General features: G+C 72.4%; 12 protein-coding genes. 6 read left to right on the forward strand and 6 right to left on the reverse strand.

All coding sequences use genetic code 11. From position 1 onward, the window contains the following. Nucleotides 1–89: 89 nt before the first annotated feature. Entirely contained in the window at nt 90–1,109 is a 1,020-nt protein-coding gene (locus tag ACIRRS_RS30395; RefSeq protein ID WP_402977385.1) for a TAXI family TRAP transporter solute-binding subunit, read from the forward strand. On the opposite strand, the gene ACIRRS_RS30400 is transcribed toward ACIRRS_RS30395, so the two are convergent. After that, nucleotides 1,106–2,539 carry a sensor histidine kinase gene (locus ACIRRS_RS30400; RefSeq protein ID WP_402977388.1) on the reverse strand — a complete coding sequence of 478 codons (1,434 nt, stop codon included), beginning with the start codon at nt 2,537–2,539 and terminating at the stop codon, nt 1,106–1,108. The genes ACIRRS_RS30395 and ACIRRS_RS30400 overlap by 4 nt on opposite strands. A gap of 6 nt (nt 2,540–2,545) precedes the next feature. Further along, a complete protein-coding gene (locus ACIRRS_RS30405) occupies nt 2,546–3,295 on the reverse strand; it encodes a response regulator transcription factor (RefSeq protein ID WP_402977391.1) in 750 nt (249 codons plus the stop codon). Between the two features lie 380 nt (nt 3,296–3,675). On the opposite strand from ACIRRS_RS30405, the gene ACIRRS_RS30410 reads away from it, so the two are divergent. From ACIRRS_RS30410 to ACIRRS_RS30430, 5 genes are all read left to right on the forward strand, one after another. Beyond that, on the forward strand, nt 3,676–4,449 hold the full coding sequence (locus ACIRRS_RS30410; RefSeq protein ID WP_402977394.1) for an amino acid ABC transporter ATP-binding protein: 774 nt from the start codon (nt 3,676–3,678) through the stop codon (nt 4,447–4,449). Nucleotides 4,450–4,568: 119 nt separating this feature from the next. Further along, nucleotides 4,569–5,483: a glutamate ABC transporter substrate-binding protein gene (locus ACIRRS_RS30415; protein ID WP_402977397.1), complete on the forward strand. Its 915-nt coding sequence runs from the start codon at nt 4,569–4,571 to the stop codon at nt 5,481–5,483. Between the two features lie 43 nt (nt 5,484–5,526). Continuing rightward, nucleotides 5,527–6,177: an amino acid ABC transporter permease gene (locus ACIRRS_RS30420; RefSeq protein ID WP_402977400.1), complete on the forward strand. Its 651-nt coding sequence runs from the start codon at nt 5,527–5,529 to the stop codon at nt 6,175–6,177. Then, nucleotides 6,174–7,022, forward strand: coding sequence for an amino acid ABC transporter permease (locus tag ACIRRS_RS30425; protein WP_402977403.1), 849 nt, complete (start codon nt 6,174–6,176; stop codon nt 7,020–7,022). Before ACIRRS_RS30420 ends, ACIRRS_RS30425 begins: the two co-directional genes overlap by 4 nt. A 122-nt stretch (nt 7,023–7,144) precedes the next feature. Then, nucleotides 7,145–8,842 carry an FAD-dependent monooxygenase gene (locus ACIRRS_RS30430; protein WP_402977406.1) on the forward strand — a complete coding sequence of 566 codons (1,698 nt, stop codon included), beginning with the start codon at nt 7,145–7,147 and terminating at the stop codon, nt 8,840–8,842. Between the two features lie 31 nt (nt 8,843–8,873). On the opposite strand, the gene recX is transcribed toward ACIRRS_RS30430, so the two are convergent. From recX to ACIRRS_RS30450, 4 genes are all read right to left on the reverse strand, one after another. Further along, nucleotides 8,874–9,518 (reverse strand): recombination regulator RecX, encoded by a 645-nt coding sequence (recX, locus tag ACIRRS_RS30435; protein ID WP_402977428.1) that lies wholly within the window; start codon nt 9,516–9,518, stop codon nt 8,874–8,876. Between the two features lie 133 nt (nt 9,519–9,651). Further along, nucleotides 9,652–10,779, reverse strand: a complete 1,128-nt coding sequence (recA, locus tag ACIRRS_RS30440; RefSeq protein WP_402977409.1) for a recombinase RecA — start codon at nt 10,777–10,779, stop codon at nt 9,652–9,654. 153 nt (nt 10,780–10,932) lie between these two features. Then, nucleotides 10,933–12,144 carry an AI-2E family transporter gene (locus ACIRRS_RS30445; RefSeq protein WP_402977412.1) on the reverse strand — a complete coding sequence of 404 codons (1,212 nt, stop codon included), beginning with the start codon at nt 12,142–12,144 and terminating at the stop codon, nt 10,933–10,935. Nucleotides 12,145–12,168: 24 nt separating this feature from the next. Continuing rightward, the gene (locus tag ACIRRS_RS30450; protein ID WP_402977415.1) at nt 12,169–12,363 is read right to left on the reverse strand and encodes a DUF3046 domain-containing protein; all 195 of its coding nucleotides are present in this window, start codon (nt 12,361–12,363) and stop codon (nt 12,169–12,171) included. Nucleotides 12,364–12,586 lie beyond the last annotated feature (223 nt).

The following is a 12,586-nucleotide window of genomic DNA, read 5'->3' on the forward strand; positions in this document are numbered from 1 at the left end:
GGGTACGGGCACCCGCGAAGCGGTTTTCCCGGCCCATCGCACAATCCCTCCCCCTCCCGTTCGGCCGGGGCGCCTGGCAGTATCCCTGCATGACCTCCCCCGTCCCGTCCCGTCTCGGCGCCGCCGTCCGCGCGGTCGCGCGCAGCCGGCTGTGGCGGACGGTGCTGGTGCTGGCCCTGCTGCTGGCGGGCCTGGGCGGCTGGTGGCTGTCGGCGGGCGGCCCGCCCGGCGGCCCCCGGGGCGAGGCGCGCTTCGCGACCGGGGTCCCCAGCGGGGTCTACGACCGGTACGGGCAGATGCTCCAGGAGCACGTCTCCCGGGCGATGCCGGGGCTGCGGCTGGCCCTGGACGGCTCGGAGGGCTCGGTCGACAACCTGGAGCGGGTGGCCCGGGGCCAGGACGACTTCGCGATCGCCACCGCCGACGCGGTGGCCGACTACAGCGGCCCGAACAAGGGCCGGCTGCGGGCGATCGCCCGGCTGTACGACGACTACCTGCAGCTGATCGTCCCGGCGGACTCCCCGGTGGGCCGCGTCGCCGACCTCAAGGGCAAGCGGGTGGGCGTGGGCCTGGGCCAGTCCGGGGTGAACCTGGTGACCAAGCGGCTGCTGACGGCGGCCGGGCTGGACCCGGACCACGACATCAAGCCGCAGAACATCGGGATCATGGACTCCGCGACGATGCTCCGCGACGGCCGGCTGGACGCGTTCTTCTGGTCCGGCGGCCTGCCGACCAGCGCGCTCACCGACCTCTCCTCCCACATGGCGATCAAGGTGGTGCCGCTGAGCGACCTCTCCGAGGCGCTGCACAAGGCCGAGGGCGGCGGCACCGACGCCTACCGCGCGGCCACCATGCCCAAGGGCACCTACCCGGACGCCGTCCCCTCGGACGCCGTCGCCACCGTGGCCGTGCCCAACCTGCTGATCACCAGGGCCGACGTGGACCAGGACCTCGTCGAGGGGATGACGAAGGCGGTCATCGACAGCCGCGACCAGATCGGCTCCAAGGTCCACGCCGCCCAGCTCGTCGACCTGCGCACCGCCGTCTACACGGACCCGCTGCCCCTGCACACCGGCGCGTCCCGCTACTACCAGTCCGTGAAGCCCTAGCTCTTTTCAGGCCTCGGCACGGTCAGCGTCACCGCCAGCCCGGTCGGCCTGACCGGGGCGAAGGAGAGCGAGCCGCCGCCGGCCGCCAGCAGGGTGCGGGCGATGGACAGGCCGAGCCCCGAGCCGTCCACGTTCTGGTGGCGCGGGCTGCGCCAGAACCGGTCGCCGGCCCGGGTCAGCTCCTCCTCGGTGAGGCCGGGCCCGGCGTCGCTCACCGTCACCGCCACCTCGCCGCGCCGCACCGCGACCCGCAGCCGCACCCGGCTGCCGGGCGGGCTGAACTTGAGCGCGTTGTCGAGGACGGCGTCCAGCGCGGAGCCGAAGCCGATCGGGTCGGCCATGCCGATCGCCAGGGCCGGCCCGTCCCAGGTCAGTTCGAGGCCGCGCTGCTCGGCCACCGGCCGCCAGGCGTCCGCGCGGGCCAGGGCGAGCTGGGCGAGGTCGGTCTGCTCGGGCTCGGGCCGGGAGTGCTCGGCGGTGGCCAGCCCGAGCAGGTCGTCCAGCACCCGGGCGAGCCGGACGCCCTCCTCCCGTACGCCTCCGAGTTCCTCGTCGTGGCCCTCGGGCAGCTCCAGGCCGAGCAGCTCGACGCGCAGCAGCAGGGCCGCCAGCGGGTTGCGCAGCTGGTGCGAGGCGTCCGCGACGAAGGCCTTCTGCTGGTCCATGGCGAGCACCACGTGATCCGCCATCTCGTTGAACGACCGTGCCAGCCGCTGGAGTTCGGGCGGCCCGCCGCCGGGGGCGACCCGGGCGTTCATCCGGCCGGTGGCGATGTCGTGGGTGGCCCGGTCCAGGGTGCGCACCGGGCGCAGCACCCACTCGGTGAGCCGGACAGCCAGCAGCACGGCGACGATCATCGCGACGGCCTCGCCGCCGGCGATCACCAGCCACCGGTGCAGCACCCGGGTGCGCAGCGCCCCGGTGGGGGACTCGCTGAGCACCACCGCGACCACGTCGCCGTCGCGCACCACCGGGGTGGCCACGGTGATCGTGCGGTCCGGCGTCCACGGCCAGACCTGCGGGGGGTTGTGGCTGCGCCGCCCGTCCAGCGCCTCCTGGAAGGCCTGGGCGCCCCAGCCGCCCGTGGGGACCCGCCAGTCGCCGGGGGCGACGGAGATCGGCGCGCCGTCGCGCTGGAAGATGCCCAGCCGCACCCCGTACAGGTCAAAGTAGCGGCGCACCTCGGCGTCGATCGCGTGCTTGCGGCTGAGGTCGCCGGGCGCGGGCTCGGGGTCGCCCTTGCGGGCGGCGTCCACGGTGGCCGTGCCGGAGGTGGGCAGGTCCTGGGCGAAGCGGGCGGCGTCGTCGAGCCGGTCGACGACGACCTTGGACTGCTCGGCCGCCGCCACCGCCACCCCGAGCGGCATGCCCAGGGCGGCCAGCACGCACAGCATGAGGGCGATCAGGATGCCGAGCAGGCGGGTGCGCACGTGCGGTCAGTGCTCCGCGGGGGGCTGCTGCCCGGCGGCGGGCGCGGGGGACTCGGGGATCAGCCGGTAGCCGACGCCGCGCACGGCCTCGACGAGCCCGGGCAGGGCCAGCTTGTTGCGCAGTGAGCCGATGTGCACCTCCAGGGTGCGCCCGTTGCCCTCCCAGCCGCTGCGCCAGACCTCGCTGAAGATCTGCTCGCGCCGGTAGACGACGCCGGGGCTCTGCGCGAGCAGGGCCAGCAGGTCGAACTCCTTGCGGGTGAGCGGCACGTCGCGGCCGTCGACGCTGACCCGGCGGCGCTCCCGGTCGATCCGGATGCCCCGGGACTCCAGCGGGCCGCGCTGCTGGGGCACGGTGTCGGGCGCGGGCGCGCTCGCCGCGGAGGGGCCGGTGCCGCGGCGGGCGACGGCGTGGATGCGGGCGAGGAGCTCGCCCATGTCGTACGGCTTGGTGACGTAGTCGTCGGCGCCCAGGTTGAGCCCGTGGATGCGGGAGCGGATATCGGCGCGGGCGGTGACCATGATCACCGGGACGCCGCTGCCGGCCCGGATCCGGCTGCACACCTCGAAGCCGTCGCGGTCGGGCAGCCCGAGGTCGAGCAGCACCACCCGGTACGGGTCGTTGCCGTCCGGCACCAGCGCGTCCAGCGCCTCGTGCCCGCTGCGCGCGTGCCGGACCTGGAAGCCGTGGCGCCCGAGCACCGCGACCAGTGCGGCGGCCACGCGTTCGTCGTCCTCGACGAGCAGCAGTCGCATGCCGTTCTCCTCCTCTCCCCCTGGTGATCATCGGACCGTACGGTCGGTCCCGGCCCTGCGCAGTATGGGCCAGAGGACGGCCCGGCGCCAGGCACGGCCGCGCTCCGGGCCCGTGGGGGACGGTGGGCACCGGCGCGGCCGCCGGCTGTGACATGCCCGATCGCCGCCCCCGCGAACGGGCCGCGCCCGCCGTGTGTCCGTTTCGTGATGCTCAAGTTCCGCTCAGATCGGCTGACTGGGTGTCGTCAAGCCTCCTAAGGTCGGCCCACCGGGGGCTGCGGCTCCGCCGGCTGCGGCCCCCGATCCACGTACCACCATTGCCCCCCAAGGGAGTTGACGCTTTCCTGGGAGGCATGACCGACTTCGAGGGAGCAGGCGCGATGACCGAGAGCCCCATCGGGGACTCCACCCCCGCAGCCCACCCCCTGGTCGTGCTGAGCAACGTCAACAAGCATTACGGCGCCCTGCACGTGCTCCAGGACATCGACCTGGAGATCGCCCAGGGCGAGGTCGTGGTGCTGATCGGCCCGTCCGGTTCGGGCAAGTCCACGCTCTGCCGGACGATCAACCGCCTGGAGACGATCGACTCCGGCCGGATCACCATCGACGGCCGCCCGCTGCCGGAGGAGGGCCGCGAACTGGCCCGCCTGCGCACCGAGGTGGGCATGGTGTTCCAGGGCTTCAACCTGTTCGCGCACAAGACCGTGCTGGAGAACGTGGTCATCGGCCAGGTCAAGGTGCGCAAGGTCCCCCGGGCCGAGGCGGAGAAGACGGCGCGGCACCTGCTGGAGCGCGTCGGCGTCGGGGCGCAGGCGGACAAGTTCCCGGCCCAGCTCTCCGGCGGCCAGCAGCAGCGCGTGGCGATCGCCCGCGCGCTGGCGATGAAGCCCAAGGTGATGCTCTTCGACGAGCCGACCTCGGCGCTCGACCCGGAGATGGTCAACGAGGTGCTGGAGGTCATGCGCCAACTGGCCGCCGACGGCATGACGATGGTCGTCGTCACCCACGAGATGGGCTTCGCCCGCTCCGCCGCCAACCGGGTCCTGTTCATGGCCGACGGCAAGATCGTCGAGCAGAACACCCCGGACGCGTTCTTCACCGCGCCGCGCTCCGACCGCGCGAAGGACTTCCTCTCGAAGATCCTCCACCACTGACGCTTCGAGCCCCAGCGGCACCGCCCCCGGCAACGGAGCCGGCCGGTCCCGCCCGCGCACAACCCCCAGACGTCAGAGCCCGGTTGACGCCGTGGCCCGGCCCCAGGAGATCGACCCTCATGAAGGCTTCCCGCACCCTCGCCGTCGCGCTCTGCGCCGTCGCGCTCACTGCCACCGCCGCCTGCGGCAAGGACGGCACGCCCGGCGCCACCGCCGCCGACTCGGCCGCGGCCAGCAACGCCCCCAAGGCGCCCGCCTACGCCGTCAAGACGGACGTCAAGGTGGACTCCCCGGCCCTCGCCGAGGCGAAGAAGCGCGGCCAGCTGATCATCGGCGCCAAGGCCGACCAGCCCTTCCTCGGCTTCGAGGAGCTCGGCAGCGGCGACCGCACCGGCTTCGACATCGAGATCGCCAAGATGATCGCCGCCGACCTCGGCTTCACCCCGCAGCAGATCAAGTGGTCGACCCTGGTCTCCTCGCAGCGCGAGCCGGCCATCGCCAAGGGCCAGATCGACTTCTACGTCGGCACCTACAGCATCAACGACGAGCGCAAGAAGACCGTCTCCTTCGCCGGCCCGTACTACATCGCCGGCCAGGACCTCCTGGTGAAGGCCGACAACACCGCGATCACCGGCCCGGACAGCATCGCGGGCAAGAACATCTGCACCGCCACCGGCTCGACCTCGATCAAGAACATCCAGAAGTACAACGCCAAGGTCACCCAGTTCGACACCTACTCCGCCTGCGTGGAGAAGCTGCTGGCCGGCGAGGTCGACGCCGTGACCACGGACGACGCGATCCTCAAGGGCTACGCCTCCAAGTACAAGGGCCAGCTCAAGGTCGTCGGCAAGCCGTTCACCGAGGAGAAGTACGGCGTCGGCCTGAACAAGGACGACAAGAACCTCCGCGACGCGATCAACGACTCGATCAAGGCCCACCAGGACAACGGCGACTGGAAGAAGGCGTACGACGCGACGCTCGGCCTGTCCGGCTCCCCGGCGCCGTCCACCATGCCGACCCTCGAGCGCTACTGATCCGCCGAACGTTCCCGACCATTCCTGAGAGGAGGGCCGCCGGATGGGTTTCCTGTTCGAGGACGACAACTTCACGTTGTTCCGCGACGGCTTCCTGCAGACGATCGAGCTGAGCGCGCTCAGCGCACTGCTCGCCCTGCTGCTGGGCACCCTGCTGGCGGCCTTCCGGGTCTCCCCGGTCCCGGTCCTGCGGGGCTTCGGCACCGCCTGGGTGACGCTCTTCCGCAACACCCCGCTGACCCTGCTGTTCTTCGCCGTCGTCTTCGGCCTGCCCAAGCTCGGCGCGAGCCTGAGCTACATGACCCTCGCGGTGCTGGCGCTGGGCGGGTACACCGCCTCGTTCGTCTGCGAGGTCATCCGCTCCGGCATCAACACCGTGCCGCTGGGCCAGGCCGAGGCCGCCCGCAGCCTGGGCATGAGCTTCGGCCAGACCCTCCTGCTGGTGGTGCTCCCCCAGGCCGGGCGCACCGTCCTGGCCCCGATGAGCAGCGTGTTCATCGCCCTCCCGAGGAACTCGGCGATCGCCGGCGCGTTCAGCGTCGCCGAGCTGTACAGCGCCCAGCAGTCCTTCTCCGAGAAGGGCTACTCGATCTTCGCGATCTTCTTCTGGGTGGCCTGCGCCTACCTGCTGATCAGCGCCGCGGTCGCCACGCTGTTCCGCTTCCTGGAATCCCGACTGGCGGTGGCCCGATGAGCTTCCTCAACCGCTCCGCGAGCGCGAGCGTCCTCTACGACGCCCCCGGCCCGAAGGCCCGCGCCCGCTACCAGGCGTTCGGCATCGTCTCCGTCCTCGCCATCATCGGCCTGATCTGGTTCGCCATCGCCTCGCTGGACGGCAAGAACCAGTTCGACCCGGACCTCTGGGACGTCTTCCAGTACACCGCCGTCCAGCAGCGGATCGTGGACGGCCTGCTGTCCACCCTGAAGGCCTTCGGCCTGGCCGGGCTGTTCTCGCTCACCCTCGGCGCCCTGCTCGCCGCCGGCCAGCTCTCCGACCACAAGCCGGTCCGCTGGGCCTGCACGGCCGTCGTCCAGTTCTTCCGGGCGATGCCGCTGCTGATCCTGATCGTCGCGCTCTACTACGCGTTCTTCGCGAAGGAGCCGATGTGGGCGCTGGTGCTCGGCCTCACCCTCTACAACGGGTCCGTCCAGGCCGAGATCATCCGCAGCGGCGTCAACGCCGTGCCCCGCGGCCAGGGCGAGGCGGCGTACGCGCTCGGCATGGGCAAGACGCAGGTCATGACCTTCGTCCTGGTGCCGCAGGCCGTCCGCTCGATGCTGCCCTCGATGATCGGCCAGCTGGTCGTCACCCTCAAGGACACCTCGCTCGGCTTCGTCATCACCTACCACGAGCTGCTGTTCGTCGGGAAGGCGATCGCCAGCCAGCCGATCAACGCCGCGGGCTTCCCGTACATCCCGGTGGTCCTGGTGATCGGCCCGATCTACATCGCGATGTGCCTGCTGCTGACCGCGCTCGCCCACTGGATCGAGAGCCGCGGGCGCCGCGGCGCGAACCGGCGCACTTCGACTGCTGCTTGACGGACACGCAGGCGATCTGTTGCATTGCTCTTCGTGACACCTCCCGGGAGCATCCACGCGGCATATGCGGCAGCGGTACCTGACGCCGGCCGATCGGCCGGTTCGTGCCCGGGGGTTCCCTCGTGGACCCGGTGATCGTGGTCGGGGCCGGACCGGTCGGTCTGGCCCTGGCCCTCGCCCTGGCCCGGCACGAGGTCCCGACCGTCATCCTCGACGAGGGCTCCGGGCTCTGCCCCGAGGGCCCTCGCAGCGTCGTCCTCGGCGCCGACACCACCGCCTTCCTGACCCGCATCGGCTACCCCCGGGCGGTCTCCGACTCGGCGCTGTGGGACTCCTTCTCCGTCTGGCGCCGCCGCCAGGAGATGCTGCGGATCGACCTCACCGACTCCCCGACCTTCCACCTGCCGCAGCACCGCCTCCAGCGCGGCCTGCGCGACGCCCTCACCGCCACCCCGCTGGTCCGGCTCGTCCCGCTGAACCGGGTCGTCGAGCTCGAACAGGACCGCGACGGCGTCAGCGTCCGCACCACCGGCACCCAGGACGGCTCCACCACCTGGTGGCGCGGCAGCCATCTGGTCGGCTGCGACGGCGCCCGGTCCGCCGTCCGCAAGCTGCTCAAGGTCCGCTTCCCCGGCCGCCCGGCCGTCGACCGCAACGCCGTCGCCACCGTCCGCGTCGACCTGCCCTTCGACGGCGCCCGGCTGCACCGCGAGCCCCCGTGGCGCGGTGACCGCGAGGCCTCCGCCCGCCCCCTGCCCGACGGCGTCTGGCGCCTGGACTGGCGCCTGCCCCCCGGCCGCCCCGACCCCGCCGAGGAGGTCGACCCGCACGCCACCTGGCCCGGCATCGTCACCGGCGACACCCTGCTCACCCGGGTCACCTCCACCCTCACCGGCTGGTGCGGCGGCGAACTCCCCCGCTACGAACTCCTCGCGGCCGCCGACCACACCGCCCAGCAGCGCCTCGCCGCCCGCTTCCGGGTCGGCCGCTGCTTCCTCGCCGGCGACGCCGCCCACCTGCACGGCGCCCTCGGCATGCAGAACCTCGCCGACGGGCTGCGCGACGCCGACAACCTCGCCTGGCGGCTCTCCCTCGCCTGGCACCTGCACTCCGGCGGCCCCCAGCCCGGCGGCTCCCTGCTGGACGGCTACGAGGCCGAGCGCCGCGGCGCCGTCGGGGCCCGGCTGCGCGCCGTCGACCAGTCCATGCCGCTGCTGCGCCCGCTGCGCGGCTGGGCGCAGACCCGCCGCTCGCTGCTGGCGGGCGGCTTCCGCAAGCACGCCCCGCTGCTGGCGGACGGCCAACTGGGCACCGGCCGCTTCGGCGGCGCCCCCGCCTACCCGGCGGCCCCCTCGGGCGTGCCCAGCCGCGTCCCGGTGCAGCGCGGGGCGCGCGGCACCACCTCGCTCAGCGAACTGCTGCCCGCCACGGCCCCCGGCGTCCTCGTCCCGGACCTCCCGGTCCTCGCCGCGGACGGCACCCCGGACCACCTCCACGCCCGGCTGGGCTCCACTTTCCTGCTGCTGCTGGTCGCCCCCGGCACCGCCGTCTGGTCCGCCGAGCACTGGCTGAGCGCCGGCCTGATGCCCCGCCTCGCCGAGGTCGCCGCCGCGCTGCCCGTCCCGGCCGAGGTGCTCGTCACCGAGGAGTACCCGGCGGCGGGCCCGCACACCGTCCTGCTGATCCGCCCGGACGGCCACCTGGTCGGCGCCACCCAGGGCGCCGCCGCCGAGGACCTGCTGGCCCTCGCCGACCGGGCCAGCGGCGGCCCGGTCCCCCTCACCGGGGCCCCCGAGCCCATCGCCCAACCGGTGGAATGACGAACCGGGAGCAGCCACCCCTTCAGGTGGGCTACTCCCGGCCCTCGTCCTCCAACGCCTCGCGCACCACCCGGAAGGCCATCCCCTCCGAGTACCCGCGCCGCGCCAGCACCCCGACCAGCCGCCGCATCCGGACCTGCGTCTCCAGCCCCCGGGTGCTCCGCAGCTTGCGCTCGACCAGCGCCCGGGCGGCCTCCGTCTCGTCGTCGTAGTCGAGGTGGGCGACGGCCCGCTCGACCAGCTCCGCGTCGACGCCCTTGGTCCGCAGCTCCTGCGCCAGCGCCCGCCGGGACAGCCCCCGGACGGCGTGCCGGGACTCCACCCAGGCGGCGGCGAAGGCCGCGTCGTCGATCAGCCCGACCTCTTCGAGCCGGGTCAGCACCCCGTCGGCGACGTTCTCCGGGATCTCCCGCTTGCGCAGGGCGTCGGCCAGCTGCTTGCGGCTCTTGGCGGAGCCCGTCAGCAGCCGCAGGCAGATGTCCCTCGCACGGGACTCCGGATCCTCCGGCTCCTCGGCCCGCTTCCGGGGCGCGCGCTCCTCCCCCGAGCGCCGCCCCCGGCCGGGCCGTACCTCCGGGGCGGCCACACCCCCGTGACCGGCCGCCCCACCCTCCTCGGCTTCCAGCGCCGAGCGCCTCCGGCGCCGCCCCGCAGGCAGCTCGGAGGCGGTGACCAGGCCGAGCTCCTCGACCGTCACCTCCGCCGGGCCCGGCCCGGGCGCCGGATCGGGCTCCTCCGCCACAGCGGCGAACCAGTCCGGCGGCCCGTGGTCGTCCTCGGCGCCCACCGTGTCGTACGTGCTCAACGGCTCAGGCCTTGGCAGCCGCCGTCTTCTTCGCCGCGGCCGTCTTGGCGGCGGTCGCGGTGATCGGCTTCGCCGCGGCGTCGTCGGCGGCCGCGGCGGCCTCCGGAGCGGCGGCGCCCTCGGCGGGCTCCTCCTGCTTCGGGCCGATGCCGAGCTTGCCCTTGATCTTCCGCTCGATCTCGTCGGCGAGCTGCGGGTTGTCCCGCAGGAAGTTGCGGGCGTTCTCCTTGCCCTGGCCCAGCTGGTCGCCCTCGTACGTGTACCAGGCGCCCGACTTGCGGATGAAGCCGTGCTCCACGCCCATGTCGATCAGGCCGCCCTCGCGGCTGATGCCGATGCCGTACAGGATGTCGAACTCGGCCTGCTTGAACGGCGCGGCGACCTTGTTCTTGACGACCTTGACGCGGGTGCGGTTGCCGACCGCCTCCGTGCCGTCCTTCAGCGTCTCGATGCGGCGGATGTCCAGACGGACCGAGGCGTAGAACTTCAGCGCCCGGCCACCGGTCGTGGTCTCCGGCGAGCCGAACATGACGCCGATCTTCTCGCGCAGCTGGTTGATGAAGATCGCCGTGGTGTTCGACTGGTTCAGCGCACCCGCGATCTTGCGCAGCGCCTGGCTCATCAGACGGGCCTGGAGGCCGACGTGCGAGTCGCCCATCTCGCCCTCGATCTCGGCGCGGGGCACGAGCGCCGCGACGGAGTCGATGATCACCAGGTCGATCGCGCCGGAGCGGATCAGCATGTCGGTGATCTCCAGGGCCTGCTCACCCGTGTCCGGCTGGCTGACCAGCAGGGCGTCGGTGTCCACGCCGAGCTTCTTGGCGTACTCCGGGTCGAGCGCGTGCTCCGCGTCGACGAAGGCGACCGTGCCGCCGGCCCGCTGGGCGTTCGCGGCCAGGTGCAGGGTCAGAGTGGTCTTACCGGAGGACTCGGGGCCGTAGATCTCGACGACGCGGCCGCGCGGGATGCCGCCGACACCGAGGGCGACGTCCAGCGCGGTGGACCCGGTGGAGATCACCTCGACCGGCTCGTTCGCCTTCTCGCCGAGGCGCATCACCGAGCCCTTGCCGAATTGCCGTTCGATCTGGGCGAGTGCGGCCTCTAGGGCCTTCTCCTTGTCCGTACCTGCCATGACTTTTTCCCTCGGGTTCTGTGCTGTGCGCTTCATCGTCCTCGACGCTAGCGCGTCCCACTGACAAACGAGCCCCACCCGCATCGGCCTGTGGAAAACTCCTGGCCGGAGAGTACAAAGAACATCTGTTCGATTCAAGCCTCACACGCCCGCCTACTCCCCGTCCCCACCCACCATCCGCCGCAGCCGCCGCGTCGCCTCCCGCCGCAGCGCCCTCCGCGCCCGCCGCTGCTCCCCCCGGTCGATCCGCGGATCACTGGCCACCTCGTACCGCTTCACGTACGTCCCCACGAACCCCTGCAGCGTCGCCGCCGCCGGGATCGCGATCAGCGCCCCCACCGCCCCCAGCAGCGCCGCCCCCGCGATCACCGCCCCGAACGCCACCGCCGGGTGCACGTCCATCGTCTTGGCCGTGATCCTCGGGTGCAGCAGGTAGTTCTCGATCTGCTGGTACACCACCGTGAACACCAGCACCCACAGCGCGTCCACCGGCTCCACCGTCAGCGCCACCAGCACCGGCAGCGCCCCCGCCAGGTACGTCCCGATCGTCGGCACGAACTGCGACATGACGCCCACCCAGATCGCCAGCGCCGCCGCGTACGGCAGGTCGATCAGCGCGAACATCACCCAGTGCCCGGCCGCCGACACCACCGCCAGCACCGCCCGCGAGTACAGGTACCCGCCCGTCTTCGCCAGCGCGATCTCCCAGGCCCGCAGCACCTCCCCCTGCTTCGCCGGCGGCAGCATCGAACACACGGTCCGCCGCACCCGCGGCCCCTCGGCCGTGAAGTAGAAGGTGAAGAGCCCCACCGTGAACGCCTGGAACAACCCCCCGATCAGCGTCGACGACAACCCCCACACGTTGTCCGCCGCCTGCTGCGCGTAGGTCTCGATCGCCCCCGAGTCCTTCAACAGCTTCTTCTGCAGCTCGCCCAACGACACGTCCTGATGAAACGTCCGGTTGATCCAGCCGATCAGGTTCTCCACCAGATGCGGCATGTCCCCCGCGATCTTCGCCACCTGATCCACCAGCAGCGTCCCCAACGCCCCCAGGAACCCGACCACCGCCACCCCGACCGCGACGAACACCAGACACGTCCCGACCCCCCGCCGCACCCCCCGCGCCGCCATCCGGTCCACCGCCGGCTCCAACGCCAACGACAGGAAGAACGCCACCAACAACATCACGAACAGGTCGACCAACTGCAGGAACGCCCAACTGGCCAGCTGGAACAACCCCACCAGCACCATCGCCAGCACCATCGCCCGGGGCAGCCATCTCGGCATCCCCCCGCCCCACAGCACCCCACGCCCCTCGTCGACACCCTCGGCCGACCCGTCCCGCTCTTCCGTACTACTCGTCACCCGAACAGTCTGGCCCACACCCCCTCACCGCAGCGGCCCCAAAACCCCCTGCGTCTCACACACCACCCGCCACACGTCCTTCGCCTCCCACCCCGCCTCCAACGCCTGCCGCACCGTCCGCCCCCCGAGCTCACTCATCACATGATCACTCGCGAACGACTCCGCATACCCCTCCCCGAAGTGCGCGTACATCCGTCGCCAGAACTCCGTCAGCCTCATGCCCCCAGTATCCCAACCACCCCACTCCCCTCACCCCCAACGGCCGCGCAGGGCGAAGCCCGCGCGGCCGCACCAGCAACCCACCCACCCACAGCAACCACCCCGCCACCCCCACGACGACCCGACCAAGGCGAGAGGGACGCGCTGCGGGAGGGGGCGGCGCAGGGGGTGGCCCGGAGTGGGGCGTTGCGGGTGATTTTCAGACTGCCAACGGTCCGCACCA

Origin of the sequence: Kitasatospora sp. NPDC101183, from assembly GCF_044767945.1 — a bacterium.
Taxonomy (GTDB): domain Bacteria; phylum Actinomycetota; class Actinomycetes; order Streptomycetales; family Streptomycetaceae; genus Kitasatospora.